General features: G+C 63.8%; 10 protein-coding genes. 6 read left to right on the top strand and 4 right to left on the bottom strand.

All coding sequences use genetic code 11. The annotated features are described in order from the left end of the window. Positions 1-19 precede the first annotated feature (19 nt). Positions 20-2,050: a methyl-accepting chemotaxis protein gene (locus tag GWQ44_RS19980; RefSeq protein ID WP_275928114.1), complete on the top strand. Its 2,031-nt coding sequence runs from the start codon at positions 20-22 to the stop codon at positions 2,048-2,050. Positions 2,051-2,245: 195 nt separating this feature from the next. Beyond that, on the top strand, positions 2,246-2,617 hold the full coding sequence (locus GWQ44_RS19975; protein ID WP_275928113.1) for a hypothetical protein: 372 nt from the start codon (positions 2,246-2,248) through the stop codon (positions 2,615-2,617). Here GWQ44_RS19975 and GWQ44_RS19970 read toward each other — a convergent pair. Continuing rightward, positions 2,603-3,394, bottom strand: coding sequence for a TatD family hydrolase (locus GWQ44_RS19970; protein WP_275928112.1), 792 nt, complete (start codon positions 3,392-3,394; stop codon positions 2,603-2,605). The two genes, GWQ44_RS19975 and GWQ44_RS19970, sit on opposite strands and share 15 nt — an antisense overlap. Before the next feature lie 3 nt (positions 3,395-3,397). Then, positions 3,398-4,393: a catabolite repressor/activator gene (gene cra, locus GWQ44_RS19965; RefSeq protein ID WP_016965099.1), complete on the bottom strand. Its 996-nt coding sequence runs from the start codon at positions 4,391-4,393 to the stop codon at positions 3,398-3,400. 302 nt (positions 4,394-4,695) lie between these two features. Here cra and ptsP point away from each other — a divergent pair, with 302 nt between their 5' ends. Genes ptsP through GWQ44_RS19950 form a run of 3 tightly spaced genes read left to right on the top strand, consistent with a single transcriptional unit; the run spans position 4,696 to position 10,255 of the window. After that, positions 4,696-7,557: a phosphoenolpyruvate--protein phosphotransferase gene (gene ptsP / locus GWQ44_RS19960; protein ID WP_275928111.1), complete on the top strand. Its 2,862-nt coding sequence runs from the start codon at positions 4,696-4,698 to the stop codon at positions 7,555-7,557. After that, entirely contained in the window at positions 7,557-8,498 is a 942-nt protein-coding gene (pfkB, locus tag GWQ44_RS19955) for a 1-phosphofructokinase (RefSeq protein WP_016967775.1), read from the top strand. Before ptsP ends, pfkB begins: the two co-directional genes overlap by 1 nt. 11 nt (positions 8,499-8,509) lie before the next feature. Continuing rightward, complete coding sequence (locus tag GWQ44_RS19950; RefSeq protein WP_275928110.1) at positions 8,510-10,255, top strand: PTS fructose-like transporter subunit IIB; 1,746 nt, start codon at positions 8,510-8,512, stop codon at positions 10,253-10,255. 1,310 nt (positions 10,256-11,565) lie between these two features. Here GWQ44_RS19950 and GWQ44_RS19945 read toward each other — a convergent pair. Next, positions 11,566-12,198, bottom strand: a complete 633-nt coding sequence (locus GWQ44_RS19945) for a LysE family transporter (RefSeq protein WP_275928109.1) — start codon at positions 12,196-12,198, stop codon at positions 11,566-11,568. A 55-nt stretch (positions 12,199-12,253) separates the two neighbouring features. Beyond that, complete coding sequence (locus GWQ44_RS19940; protein WP_275928108.1) at positions 12,254-13,012, bottom strand: SDR family oxidoreductase; 759 nt, start codon at positions 13,010-13,012, stop codon at positions 12,254-12,256. A gap of 249 nt (positions 13,013-13,261) precedes the next feature. Between GWQ44_RS19940 and GWQ44_RS19935 the strand changes: the two genes are divergently transcribed. Next, on the top strand, positions 13,262-14,803 hold the full coding sequence (locus GWQ44_RS19935) for an alkaline phosphatase D family protein (protein WP_275928107.1): 1,542 nt from the start codon (positions 13,262-13,264) through the stop codon (positions 14,801-14,803). Positions 14,804-15,104 lie beyond the last annotated feature (301 nt).

Below are 15,104 nucleotides of genomic sequence, written 5' to 3'. Positions count from 1 at the left end.
AGAAAAGGGAGACTTCTTTGTGAAGAGCTTGCTCTATCCCGCTGTCGCGCTGATGAACCGCCTGAGCTTCGGCATGAAGTTCAGCCTGATCAGCGTGCTGTTCTTTGTGCCCATGCTGGTGACCAACTTCTATCTGGTGCGCGATTCCTACCGCGAGTTCCAGGGCACCCGGGTCGAGCTGCAAAGCCTCGATCTGCTCGGCAGCAGCCTGAGCCTGCGCCGGGATCTGGAGACCCTCAACAACCTGGTGCAGATCAACGCCAGCCTTGGTCAGTCCGGCAAGGCAGGGGATCTGGAGGGCAAGATAGTCGCCCTGGAAAAATCCGTGCTCGAGCGCATGCAGGCTCTTGAGGCCGTTACCGTCGATCCGCAGCAGGTCGAGGTGTTCAACGCCAAGCGCGATGAGTTGGTGGCGGCCTTCAAGGCCCAGCAGGTGGAAAGCTCGCTGCTGAACAAGAGCGGGTTGATCGGCAAGCTCCTGGGCAGCGCGCAGTTGTTCAGCCAGATCATCGCCAGCCAGTCGGGCCTCAGCCGCGATGGCCAGGGCGACATCCGCCAGCTCAGCGAACTGATCACCAGCATCACCCCGCAAGTCACCCAAACCCTTGGAGAAGGTCGAGCCATGGGCGCCTATTCCCTGGGCCAGGGCTTTCTCAACTCTTCATCCAGCACCCGCTTCGACGAACTGCTGGTGCAGATCGAAAAACTCCAGGCCGAGTACGGGCTCAAGCTGCAGGACGCCCTGGGCTCCAGCCGCGCCGCCCACGACGCCCTGGACAGCCTGGCCAGCGCCAGCAAGGGCAGCCTCAAGCAGGCCAGTGAACTGTTCGAAGAGCAGGTGGTGATGGCCGATACCCTGGACGCGCCCTGGCAGGGCTTCTACGACCAGGTCAGCGGGCTGATGGCACAGACCTATCAACTCAACGAAGGCACCCTGAAATTCCTCGATGTCGAGCTGCAAAAACGCCTGGCGCAGAACCGCAGCCACATGGTGCTGCTGGTGGCGGCCCTGGCCCTGGTGTTCCTCTCGATCGTCTATCTGTACGGCGGCTTCTACGCCTCGACCCGCACCACCTTGCGCCGCCTGGGGGCGATGATGGACAAGGTGGCGGCGGGGGACATGACCGTCACCTTCACCGCCCACAGCCGCGATGAGCTGGGCGAACTGGGCAGCGTATTCAACGGCACGGTGCGCAAGATCCACGACCTGATCGAACGGGTCGGCCATACCGTCAGCGAAGTGGAGCGTCAGGCCGGGCAGGTGGAAAGCGTCTCGGCCCAGAGCAACCAGGCCGTGGCTGGCCAGCGCAGCCAGATCGAACAAGTGGCCACGGCCATGAACCAGATGTCCGCCACCTCCCAGGAAGTGGCCCGCAGCGCGGCGGCGGCGGTCAGCAGCGCCCACAGCGTCAACGACGAAACCATCAGCGGTCGTGGGCTGGTGGAGTCGCAGCAGGGCAGCATCGTGCGTCTGGCCAGCGAGATCGATCAGTCGGTGCTGGTGATCAATCAGCTGGCCAGCGACAGCCAGTCCATCAGCCGGGTGCTGGAGGTGATCAAGAGCATTGCCGAGCAGACCAACCTGCTGGCGCTCAATGCGGCCATCGAGGCCGCGCGGGCCGGCGAACAGGGCCGGGGCTTTGCGGTGGTGGCCGATGAAGTGCGGACCCTGGCCAAGCGCACCCAGCAGTCCACCGAGGAAATCGAGGAGATGATCGGCAAGCTGCACGGCGGTGTCAGTGCGGCGGTCAAGGCCATGGGCAGCAGCCACGCCATGGCCAACGGCACGGTGGACCAGTCGGAAAAGGTCCAGCAGGCCCTGGAAAACATCCTCGGCGCGGTGGGCATGATCGTCGACCAGAACCAGCAGATCGCCGCCGCCGTGGAGCAGCAGACGTCGGTGGCCCACGACATCGACCAGAACATCGTCGAGATCAACCGCGCCGGCGAACGTACCGCCGAAGGCGCACACCAGACCGAAGACGCCAGCCGTCAGCTCTCGGCCCAAGTGATGCAGCTCAAGCAACTGATCGGTGCCTTCCGGGTCTAGGCGCGGAAGGCAACGAGTGTCGGCGGGGGGCCTTGTACCAAGGTGCTCCGCCGTCTCGCATACAAACTGTAGTAATTAAAGTCTTTGTCTGCGGCGGATTTCCTGTTTTCCTGCGCGTCCGTTTTTTTGAGCGCCCCGCCTCGGGCGACTCGCCCCGTCGGCCATGACCCTCCCATGGCCTGAGGACATGTAGCGATGACTGTCATTTTTGGAATCCGCGGCCGCTGTGCCCATTGCCAGACCCTTCTCGATCTTGAGCCCTGGCAACTCAACGCCATGGCGTTGCAGGAACCCTTCAACTGCAACCATTGCCACAAACCCCTGAAGCTCAGTTGCCCGGCGCAGATCAAGCGCCTCAAACGCTTCGGCGGCCTGGCCGGGCTGCGGGCGCTGATGCTCGTGCTGTGCGCCACGCTGCTGTTGGTGACCCTGGTACTGGAGTGGCTGGGACTGGTCAGTCTGACCCTGCAGTTGAGCCTGTCGGCGCTGATGCTGCTGAGCTACCTGCTGGTAATGGGCATTGCCCGGCGGCGATTGCGCCAGCCCTTGCTGCTACAGGCCGGCTGAGGGCCAGCCGAACAGTTCGCAGGCATTGCGGGTACTGGCGCTGGCCAGTTGCTCGGGAGCAATGCCGATGATCTGCGCCAGGGCGGCGCCAATGGCGGGCAAATGTTGCGGGCTGTTGCGCTGGCCGGGAAACATGGCGGGGGCCATGTCCGGCGAGTCGGTTTCCAAGACCACGGACTCCAGGGGCAACCCGGCGATCACCTTGCGCAAGCGCAGGGCCTGGGGCCAGGTGGCGGCGCCGCCCAGGCCCAGCTTGAACCCCAGTTTGATGTATTCCCGGGCCTCCTCGCGGCTGCCGGCAAAGGCGTGGATGATGCCGCCGCGCTTGAGCTTGAAGCGCTTCAAGGTGGCGATCACCGCCGCGTGACTGCGCCGCACGTGCAGCAGGGCGGGCAAGTGAAAGTCCGCCGCCAGCTGCAACTGGGCCTCGAACAGCGATTGCTGGCGTTCGCGGTCCAGTTGCGCAAGAAAGTAATCCAGGCCGATCTCGCCCACCCCGCACAGCTGGGGATGCCCTGCCAATCGCGTCAGCCAGTCCCCCAGTTGCTGGAGGTCGGCGGGTTGATGAGCGTCCAGATAGACCGGGTGCAGGCCAAAGGCCGCATACAAGCGGGCATCGTTCTGCACCAGGTCCCAGACCCGCTGCCAATTGGCCTGATAGACCCCCAGCACCACCATTCGCGAGACGCCCCGGGCGCGGCTGTCGGCCAGCAGCGCCTCGCGGTCGTCGTCGAAATCCGGAAAATCCAGATGGGTGTGGGTGTCGATCAGTTCCACGGTTCAGGCCTGCCGAATGCGCTGTTTGAAGGTCCGCGGGATGGCCTGGACGCCGGGCTGGTATTGCCCTTCCTCGATGGCGGCCAGGGCCAGTTGCAGGGCTTTTTCGGCGATCAGTTGATGCTGCTGGGCCATGGCGTTGACCGGCAGCGGCAAAAAGTCCAGCAACTGGGTATCACCGAAGGTGCCCAGGCGCAGCGGCCGGGATTTCAGCGGGAAGTCATGCAACGCGTCGAACACCCCCTGCAGCAGCACATAGGAGGTGGTCACCAGGGCATCCGGCAGGTGGCCCAGGCGCTGCAGCAACTCTTCCATCAACTGCCGGCCGCATTCACGGCTGAAGGCTTCGCCCTGCTCGATCAGCACCTCACCGGCAAAGCCTTGCAGGGCCTGGCGGAAACCGGCGGCGCGCTCCTGGCTGATGCTCAGTTCCGGGCGCGCGCCGATCAGCGCGATCTGCTTGGGCTCGGGCTCAAGCAGGCTCTGGGTCAGTTGCAGGCTGGCTTGCAGGTCGTCGCTGATCACCGAGCAGAACTGCTGCGCCGGCATCACCCGGTCGATGGCGATGATCGGCAGCCCCTGGGCCTGCAATTGCTCATAGCTGTCGTCTTCCGGCGGCAGGCAGCTGGCGACGAACAGCGCATCGCAACGCCGCGCGCGAAACAGCTGGAGCAATTGCCGCTCGCTGTCCGGCGCATCGTCGGAGCTGGCGATCAGCAACTGATAGCCTCGGGCCCGGGCGCCTTGCTCCAGCAGCTTGGCGATGCGCGCGTAGCTGGGGTTTTCCAGGTCCGGAAGAATGAACCCCAGGGTCCGGGTGTGGCGGCTGCGCAAGCCGGCGGCCTGGGGATTGGGGGTGAAGCCGTGTTCCTCCACCACCGCGCGCACCCGTTCCACGGTGGCGTTGCTGATGCGTTGTTGTTCGGCCTTGCCGTTGATGACGTAACTGGCGGTGGTGACGGACACACCGGCCAGGCGAGCGATATCACTGAGTTTCAACCCGGGATTTCCTTGTTTTTGGTGCTTGCCCCGACATTTTCGCCAATCCTACCTGATCTGGGCAGGCGACCAACGTCGGAACCGGCCATCGAGCAGAAGGACTTCAAGGCGCCGAGATTATCGAGTAACTTAGCAAACTTGCTAGATTAAACGTTTCAGCAGGCGTATTTTCTAGGCCAGATCATAAGCGGAAAACTGCCCCTGCCCGGTAACAAGTCCCGTTTGTGGCCCTAAACACGCCTACGCTGCTTACTTAAAACAATACCTAGCGCCGCCCCCTGCCGCGCTAAATAGGAGAAGCCATGCTCGAGCTCACTGTAGAGCAGATATCCATGGGCCAAACGGCTGTGGATAAGTCCGCGGCGCTGCATTTGCTGGCCGACAAACTGGTGGCTGACGGCCTGGTGGCCGACGGTTATCTGGCGGGGCTGAAGGCCCGCGAAGCCCAGGGCTCGACCTTTCTCGGCCAAGGCATCGCCATTCCCCACGGCACCCCGGAAACCCGTGATCAGGTGTTTGCCACCGGCGTGCGCCTGTTGCAGTTTCCCGACGGCGTGGACTGGGGCGACGGGCAGATCGTCTACCTGGCCATCGGCATCGCGGCCAAATCCGACGAGCACCTGCGCCTGCTGCAACTGCTGACCCGGGCCCTGGGGGAAACCGACCTGGGCCAGGCCCTGCGTCGCGCCAGTACCCCGGAGGCCCTGCTCAAGCTGTTGCAGGGCGCGCCCCAGGAACTGGCGCTGGACGCGCAGATGATCGGCCTCGGGGTCGCGGCGGAAGATTTCGAAGAACTGGTCTGGCGCGGCGCTCGCCTGCTGCGTCAGGCCGAGTGCGTGAGCAACGGCTTTGCCGCGGTGCTGCAACAAGTTGAAGCGCTGCCCCTGGGCGACGGCCTGTGGTGGCTGCACAGCGAGCAGACCGTACTGCGCCCCGGGCTGGCCTTCGTCACCCCGGACAAACCCATCCGCTACCTGGGCCAGCCCCTCAGCGGCCTGTTCTGCCTGGCCAGCCTGGGGGAGGCCCATCAAGCCCTGCTGGAGCGCCTGTGTGCGCTGCTGATCGAAGGCCGAGGCCAGGAACTGGGCCGCGCCACCAGCCGGCGCGCGGTGCTGGAAGTGCTCGGCGGTGAGTTGCCGGCGGACTGGCCCAGTGCCCGTATCGCCCTGGCCAATGCCCATGGCTTGCATGCGCGCCCGGCCAAGGAGCTGGCGCAACTGGCGAAAAACTTTGAGGGCGAGATCCGCATTCGCATCGTCGATGGCCAAGATTCCGCGGTGTCGGTCAAGAGCCTGAGCAAGCTGCTGAGCCTCGGAGCCCGACGCGGCCAGGTGCTGGAGCTGATCGCCGAGCCGAGCATTGCCGCCGATGCCTTGCCGGCCCTGCTGGCGGCCATCGAAGCCGGCCTCGGCGAAGCCGTCGAGCCCCTGCCGGCGGCCAGCGCCCCCCGGGAACAACCGCAAGAAGTCGAGGTGCCGCTCAGCGCCCCGGCTTCCGGCAGCCTGATCCAGGCCATCGCCGCCGCTCCCGGCATCGCCATCGGCCCGGCCCACATCCAGGTTCAACAAGCCATCGACTACCCGCTGCGGGGCGAGTCCACCGCTATCGAGCGTCAGCGCCTGCAGCAGGCCCTGGCCGAGGTGCGCCAGGACATCGATGGCTTGATCCAGCGCAGCCAGGCCAAGGCCATTCGCGAGATCTTCATCACCCACCAGGAAATGCTCGACGACCCCGAGCTGAGCGACGAGGTGGACACCCGCCTCAAACAGGGTGAAAGCGCCGAAGCGGCGTGGATGACCGTGATCGAAACCGCCGCCAAACAGCAGGAAGCCCTGCAGGACGCCTTGCTCGCCGAACGTGCCGCCGACCTGCGGGATATCGGTCGCCGGGTGCTGGCGCAACTGTGCGGCATCGAAACCCCGGCCGAGCCGGACCAGCCCTACATCCTGGTGATGGACGAAGTCGGTCCTTCGGACGTCGCGCGCCTCGATCCGGCCCGGGTCGCCGGCATTCTCACCGCTCGCGGCGGCGCCACCGCCCACAGCGCCATCGTCGCCCGGGCCCTGGGCATTCCAGCCCTGGTGGGCGCGGGCGCCAGCGTGCTACTGATCAAGTCCGGCACGCCCTTGCTGCTGGACGGCCAGCGCGGCCGCCTGCATGTCGACGCCGATAGCCACACCCTGCAGCGGGCCGCCGAGGAGCGTGACAGCCGCGAGCAACGGCTCAAGGCCGCCGCCGAGCAACGTCATCAACAGGCCCATACCACGGACGGTCACGCCGTCGAGGTGTTCGCCAATATCGGTGAGAGCGCCGGGGTCGCCGCCGCCGTGGAAAACGGCGCCGAAGGCATTGGCCTGCTGCGCACCGAACTGATCTTCATGGCCCATCCCCAGGCCCCGGACGAAGCCACCCAGGAAGCCGAATACCGCCGCGTGCTCGACGGCCTCGCCGGGCGTCCGCTGGTGGTACGCACCCTGGATGTGGGTGGCGACAAACCGCTGCCTTACTGGCCGATCGCCAAGGAAGAAAACCCCTTCCTCGGCGTGCGCGGCATCCGCCTGACCCTGCAGCGGCCGCTGATCATGGAAGCGCAATTGCGCGCCCTGCTGCGCTCGGCGGACAACCGCCCGCTGCGGATCATGTTCCCCATGGTCGGCAGCGTCGAAGAATGGCGCCAGGCCCGGGACATGACCGAGCGTCTGCGCCAGGAAATTCCCGTGGCCGACCTGCAACTGGGGATCATGATCGAAGTGCCGTCCGCCGCCTTGCTGGCGCCGGTGCTGGCCAAGGAAGTGGACTTCTTCAGCGTCGGCACCAACGACCTGACCCAATACACCCTGGCCATCGACCGTGGCCACCCGACGCTCTCTGCCCAGGCCGACGGCCTGCACCCGGCGGTGCTGCAACTGATCGACATCACCGTGCGCGCCGCCCATGCCCACGGCAAATGGGTGGGTGTGTGCGGCGAACTGGCGGCCGACCCGCTGGCGGTGCCGGTGCTGGTGGGCCTTGGCGTGGATGAACTGAGCGTCTCCGGGCGCAGCATCGCCGAGGTCAAGGCGCGGATTCGTGAACTCAGCCTGACCCAGGCGCAAACCCTTGCTCAACAGGCTTTGGCCGTCGGCAGCGCCCACGAAGTGCGCGCCCTAGTGGAGGCCATGTAATGGCGAAGATTCTCACCCTGACCCTCAATCCGGCGCTGGACCTGACGGTGCAGCTGGCCCGCCTGGAGGTCGGGGAAGTCAACCGCAGCGACGCCCTGCACAGCCACGCGGCGGGCAAGGGCCTGAACGTGGCCCAGGTGCTGGCCGACCTTGGCCATCAACTGACCGTCAGTGGCTTTCTCGGGGAAAACAATCCGCAGGCGTTTGACGCGCTGTTCGCCCAGCGCGGGTTTGTCGATGCCTTTATCCGCGTGCCCGGCACCACCCGCAGCAACATCAAGCTGGCCGAAAGCGATGGCCGCATTACCGATATCAACGGCCCCGGGCCCGAGGTCAGCGAGGTCGCGCAACAGGCATTGATCGAGCGCCTGGAGCAGATCGCCCCCGGGCATGACGCGGTGGTGGTCGCCGGCAGCTTGCCACGAGGCGTCAGCCCCGAATGGTTCCAGGCGCTGTTGCTGCGCCTGAAAAGCCTGGGCTTGAAGGTCGCCCTCGACACCAGCGGCGCCGCCTTGCGTGCTGGTCTGTCGGCGGGGCCCTGGCTGATCAAGCCCAACACGGAGGAACTGGCGGACGTCCTCGGCAGCCCGGTGCTTGGCGTGGCGGTGCAGGCCGAGGCGGCGCGCCTGCTGCACGCCCAGGGCGTCGAGCACGTGGTGATCTCCCAGGGGGCCGAGGGCGTCAACTGGTTCAGCGCCGCGCCGTCCCTGCAGGCCTTGCCGCCCAAGGTCAGCGTGCTCAGCACCGTGGGCGCCGGCGACTCGCTGCTGGCGGGCATGCTCCACGGCCTGCTCAGCGCCCAGCCGTTCGAACAGACCCTGCGCACCGCCACGGCGATTGCCGCCATGGCCGTGACCCAGATCGGTTTCGGCATCAGCGACAGGGCCCAACTGGCCCGGCTGGAGCAGGGGGTGCGCGTGCATCCCCTCCTAGAACAATAAGAGGGTTGCGTATGAAGTTAGCCATTATTACCGCCTGCCCCAACGGCATGGTCACCAGCGTACTCTGCGCCCGCCTGCTGGACGCCGCGGCCCAGCGCCAGGGCTGGAGCACCAGCGTTGAAGTGCACGACGACGCCCATCCGGAACGCCAACTGTCAGCGGCCACCCTTGAGGCCGCCGAATGGGTACTGGTGGTCAGCACCGGGCCTGTGGATATGTCGCGTTTTGTCGGCAAGCGGGTCTACCGCAGCACCCCGTCCCAGGCTCTGCAGGACGTCGATGCGGTGCTGCGTCGCGGCGCCGAAGAGGCCCAGATCCATGTCGTCGCCGAAGCCAGTGCCGAGCCGGTGATCGAGGCTGGCAAGCGCGCGCCGCGGCTGGTGGCGATCACCGCTTGCCCGACTGGCGTGGCCCACACCTTCATGGCCGCCGAGGCTTTGCAGCAGACCGCCAAGCGCCTGGGCTACGACCTGCAAGTGGAAACCCAGGGCTCGGTGGGCGCGCGCAACCCGCTGAGCGCCGAAGCCATCGCCGCCGCCGACGTGGTGCTGCTGGCGGCGGACATCGAAGTGCCCACCGAGCGTTTTGCCGGCAAGCGCATCTACCGCTGCGGCACCGGCGTGGCCCTGAAACAGTCCGAGGCGACCCTGAACAAGGCCCTGGCCGAGGGCCAGCTGGAGTCCTCCGCGGCAGGCGCCCAGGCACCGGCCAAGCAGGAAAAGACCGGGGTCTACAAACACCTGCTGACCGGGGTGTCGTTCATGCTGCCGATGGTGGTGGCGGGCGGCCTGATGATTGCCCTGTCCTTCGTCTTCGGCATCACCGCCTTCAAGGAGCAGGGCACCCTGGCTGCGGCCCTGATGCAGATCGGCGGCGAGACCGCCTTCAAGTTGATGGTGCCGCTGCTGGCCGGTTACATCGCCTACTCCATCGCCGACCGGCCAGGGCTGGCGCCGGGGATGATCGGTGGCATGCTCGCCAGCACCCTGGGCGCGGGTTTTATCGGCGGCATCATCGCCGGCTTCCTGGCCGGTTATGCGGCCAAGGCGATCAGCCAATATGTGCGGCTGCCGCAAAGCCTGGAGGCGTTGAAACCGATCCTGATCATCCCGCTGCTGGCCAGCCTGTTTACCGGGCTGGTGATGATCTACGTGGTGGGCAAGCCGGTGGCCGGCATGCTCGGAGCCCTGACCCACTTCCTCGACAGCATGGGCACCACCAACGCCATTCTGCTTGGGGTGCTGTTGGGCGGGATGATGTGCGTCGACCTGGGCGGGCCGATCAACAAGGCGGCCTATGCGTTCTCGGTGGGGCTGCTGGCCTCCCAGAGTTATGCACCGATGGCCGCGACCATGGCCGCGGGCATGGTGCCGCCGATTGGCCTGGGGATTGCCACCTTCATTGCCCGGCGCAAATTTGCCCAGACCGAACGTGAGGCCGGCAAGGCGGCGCTGGTGTTGGGGTTGTGCTTTATCTCCGAAGGGGCGATTCCGTTTGCCGCCAAGGACCCGCTGCGGGTGATTCCGGCGAGCATTGCCGGTGGTGCTCTGACTGGGGCCTTGTCGATGTATTTCGGCTGCAAGCTGATGGCGCCTCATGGCGGCCTGTTTGTGATGCTGATTCCGAATGCGATCAACCATGCGTTGCTATACCTGCTGGCGATTGTCGCGGGCAGCCTGCTGACGGCGGTGGTGTACGCGTTGGTGAAGCGGCCCGAAAGCGTCGAACTGGCTCTGGAACCGGCCAAGGCGGCCTGACCTGTTGCCAACGGCCCCCAACATTCGCACCTGTAGCCGCTGCCGCAGGCTGCGAACGGCTCCGCAGGAGGCGCGGCGATCTTGAAGACGCCAGAGGTTCGTCGGGACATCGCCAAGCAAGGCCCTGCGGTCCTTTTCGCAGCTTCGCAGGCTCAGCAGCGGCTACAGGGCACGGCTTGGTGTAGCCGCTGCCGAAGGCTGCGAACGGCTCCGCAGGAGACGCGGCGATCTTGAGGACGCCAGAGGTTCGTCGGGAAATCGCCAAGCAAGGCCCTGGGGTCCTTTTCGCAGCTTCGCAGGCTCAGCAGCGGCTACAGGGCACGGCTTCGTGTAGCCGCTGCCGCAGGCTGCGAACGGCTCCGCAGGAGACGCAGTGATCTTGAAGACGCCCGAGGTTTGTCGGGACATCGCCAAGCAAGGCCCTGCGGTCCTTTTCGCAGCTTCGCAGGCTCAGCAGCGGCTACAGGGCACAGCTTCATGTAGCCGCTGCCGCAGGCTGCGAACGGCTCCGCAGGAGACGCAGTGATCTTGAAGACGCCCGAGGTTCGTCGGGACATCGCCAAGCAAGGCCCTGCGGTCCTTTTCGCAGCTTCGCAGGCTCAGCAGCGGCTACAGGGCAGAGCTTCGTGTAGCCGCTGCCGCAGGCTGCGAACGGCTCCGCAGGAGACGCGGCGATCTTGAAGACGCCAGAGGTTCGTCGGTAAATCGCCAAGCAAGGCCCTGCGGTCCTTTTCGCAGCTTCGCAGGCTCAGCAGCGGCTACAGGGCACAGCTTCGTGTAGTCGCTGCCGCAGGCTGTGAACGCTCTGGGCGGCACTCCGTCGCAGGAGACGCGGCGATTTCAAGGACGCTGGAAATCCTGCGCCCGAATCTTGGTCGATCTCAGCCTTTGGTGGTGGTAGCGGTCGGCTAAGTCTCTTTCTTTTGTAAGGCGTTTCCGAGACATTCCTTGGCGCTTGCGGCTGGGGACTCGGCTCACTAGGTTCGGTTCGTCACTGAATGTTCAGTGATCGGGTTTAGCCACCTGATTCCGAGACACGCAAGTATTGCCCCTGTCCCGGTTGGCTTTTGGCCTGCCGAGTTCTGTTATGGCGGCTGTGCGTGGGGCGCCCTTGGGTGCGCCGGATTCCTTGAGCAGGCCAGCGGCGTCGAGCGTGGCTTGATCTGGTCCCTGGTGCATTCGGTGGAAATGGCCCGTGGCGTGGTGGATGCCTTGCTTGATGGCAATCGCTTGGTTCCGTAGTCGAGGTTTCCCGCTCTTTTGGCAAGGGGCTTCGGCGCCCTTGCCATTACGTTCAGCGTGGCGTGCGTTCAATCGGCGGCCTGGTTCTTCACCATGAGCAAGGCTGCACCCATGGCCATCAGTACCCCGCCAAAGAATCGGCTCTGAATGCTCAGGGCCGATGGGCTGCGCAGATACTGTTGCAGTCGGTTGGCGCTGTAGGCGTAGGTTGTCATCACCAGCATGTCCACCAGGGTCATGGTCAAGGCCATGAGTGCAAGTTGAGGGACTAAGGGCAGTGCCTGGTTTATGAACTGGGGCAGGATGGCCACCATGAAAATGATGCCTTTGGGATTGGAGACGTTAGTTGCAAATCCGGTTATGAAGAGTCGGGTGGTCGGGACGCTGGAGTGTTCAGCTTGAGCCTGGCTTTGAGTCCCGGCGCTGCGCCATTGAGCGAGTCCGAGCCAGATCAAGTAGAGGGCGCCAATGACTTTGATCACGCCGAACCAGAATCCGGAGGCCAGTAACACAGAGCCCACTCCCACTCCTGCCAACAAGAGTATGACCGCGCCACCGGCTTCCAGGCCGGCAATGGTGAAGAGGGTCCGGCGCCAGCCAAGAAGAGTGCCATGACTCATCGCCAGAACAGCGCCGCTGCCTGGAGAGATACAGATGAAGATGCAGGCTATTAAGTAAGTGATCCATGTTTCAGCTTCCACGTTAATCTCCGGTGTTTGGCTGTTATTCAGTTGGCCTGTATTGCAAATGCTTGGGTCAGTCCATGTGACTGGGGCGTATGCCCAGTCCGGCAGAGGCATCAATGATGCAACCATGTAATACGGTGGATTCAGGTTCTAATAGTTTGGCGACCCAGTGGGCTATTTCTTCAGGCTGGATAAGACGCCCTTTCGGGAGTTTCTGGACAAAGTGTGCTCGTTCCGACGGGCTCAGTTTATTCAGGGTACTGGCCTCAAACATTGATGTTTCGGTCGCTCCGGGGCACAGGGTGAACACATCGATGCCAGAGTCCGTGTTCTCCGTGGCGATCTGTCTGGCCAGATAGCTCAGGGCCGCCTTGCTCATTCCGTCGCTGTAGCGAAAGCCGGGAAACGCGGCGATGCCTCCTCCCACCGATGAAATGAAGATTATCTTTGCGTGGTTGTTTTTGATCAGGTTCGGCTTGAGTCGCCGGTACAGGGATAGCGGCCCCAAGGCGTTGATTTTCAACATGGCCTCATCTAACTGATCTTCAGAAGTATCAGGGCTATTGGCATAGCTGTTGACGCTGGCGGAACCCACTCCCGCATTGAAAATAACGCCGTACCAATCGGATATCTGACTAAAGCCGCCAGTGTTGATGGAGTCAGGGTCCGCCATATTCAAATAGTGGGCGAACACCTTGTTGGGGAACTCGCGGCATAGTTTCTCAGCGCTGCTTTTTGATCGGCAGTAGGTGAAGTGCGTTTCGTAGCCCTTGCTTACCAACAGGCGAATGACTTTTTCGCCTATTCCTTTTCCGCCACCGGTTACCAAAATTCTTTTTTTTATTCATGTTTGACTCGGTTGGTTATATCGGAAAGGGCGAGCTTAGCGTGTCGGTTGTTTCGGGTAGGTGGGATCAAACTTGATGTAGGAGTGATTTTTCAGATGCGGCTAGTGATTGTTCTTGTTGTGTTGTAAGGCCGGGTCGCAGGTTAACGGCGGCTGGCTCCAAGTCGCTTGTCACACCCCCTTCATCCCCACTGACTAAGGTTGCCTTTTGACCATTGTCAGGGAGTCACCATGAGCGAGTTCAACCTCGGCCGTCGTCGGGTCATGCAAATCGCCGGGGCGGGGCTGTTGCTGCCGAGTCTGGCGCCGGCGGTGATTGCTTCGGTCAAGGATCGGCCGCAGCTCACCGATGGGGTGCAGTCCGGGGATTTGCTGGGGGATAAGGCGATGATCTGGAGCCGCACCGATCGCCCGGCGCGGATGGTGGTGGAGTGGGACACGCGAAGCCTGTTCGGCAACCCTCGGCGTTTTGTTTCGCAGCTGGCCGATGCGCGCACGGATTTCACCGCGCGGGTGGAGTTGACCGGGTTGCCGGCCGATCAGGCGATCTTCTATCGGGCGAGGTTCGAGGACGCGCAATCCGGTGTGGCCAGTGAGCCGTGGTTCGGTCATTTGCGCAGTGCGCCGTCGCAACGCCGGGATATCCGTTTTGTCTGGAGCGGCGACACGGTGGGGCAGGGCTTCGGCATCAACCCGGACATTGGCGGCATGCGCATTTATGAGGCCATGCGCCTGCGCTTGCCGGACTTCTTTATCCACAGCGGCGACACCATTTACGCCGACGGCCCGGTGCCGGCGCAGTTGACCGTGGAGGACGGGCGCGTCTGGCGCAATATCACCACCGAGGCCAAGAGCAAGGTGGCGCAAACCCTGGATGAGTACCGGGGCAATTACCGCTACAACCTGATGGACGACAACCTGCGTCGCTTCAACGCCGAGGTGCCGCAGATCTGGCAGTGGGACGACCACGAGGTGGTCAACAACTGGTCGCCCGGCAAGCAGTTGGACGAGCGCTACGCGGTCAAGGATATCCAGACCCTGGTGGGCCGCGCGCGGCAGGCGTGGCTGGAGTATTCGCCGATGCGCCGGCAGAGCGCCGATGGCGGCGGGCGGATTTACCGCAAGCTCAGCTATGGGCCGTTGCTGGATGTATTTGTGCTGGACATGCGCAGTTATCGCGGGGCCAACGATGACAACCTTGGTGGCGAGAAGCCCTTCCTGGGGCGTGAGCAGCTGGATTGGTTGAAGCGTGAACTCAAGGATTCACAGGCCCAATGGAAAGTGGTGGCGGCGGACATGCCGATTGGCCTGGGTGTGCCGGATGGCGAGGTCAGCCCGGGAGTGGCGCGCTGGGAAGCGGTGGCCAATGGTGATCCTGGGCCGGCCCAGGGGCGTGAGCTGGAGATTGCCGAATTGCTGGCGCACCTGCGCAAGCATCAGGTGCGCAATCATGTGTGGCTGACGGCGGATGTGCATTACTGCGCGGCTCACCATTACCACCCGGATCGCGCGGCGTTTCAGGATTTCGAGCCGTTCTGGGAGTTTGTCGCCGGTCCCCTGAATGCCGGGAGTTTCGGGCCCAATGTGCTGGACAAGACCTTCGGCCCGGAAGTGGTGTTTCAGAAGGCGCCGCCGGCGCAGAACACTTCGCCCTTTGCCGGCTTCCAGTTCTTTGGCGAAGTGCAGATCGATGGGCAGACGGCAGAGCTGAAGGTGATCCTGCGGGACCTGGATGGCGTGGCGGTGTACGAGCAAAAACTGCAGCCGGTGTGATCGAGCTGCACCGGGGCGCGTTCTGGGGCGATGTGGTCAAGGAGCTGCAACGGCCCTTTTGGGGGCGAGCGGATCAACCTGTGTTGTCAGAAATTTTCAGAGCGTGGCCGCGACTAAAGTCGGCCAAGTCTCTTTCTTTTGTAAGGGGTTTCCGAGAAACTCCCAGGCGCTTGCGGCTGGGTACTTGGCTCACTAGGCTCGGGGAGTCACTGAATGTTCAGTGATCGGGTTTAGCAGCTCGATAAGTCTCAGACGTATAAGCGCTATCTCTTTCTTGGCCAGATCTTGTTCTGGCCTGCTT

It is taken from the genome of Pseudomonas sp. 3MA1 (genome assembly GCF_029237275.1).
GTDB classification, from domain to species: domain Bacteria; phylum Pseudomonadota; class Gammaproteobacteria; order Pseudomonadales; family Pseudomonadaceae; genus Aquipseudomonas; species Aquipseudomonas fluorescens_AP.
The sequence above is the reverse complement of the archived record's forward strand: the minus strand, read 5'-3'. Positions and strand labels throughout refer to the sequence as shown.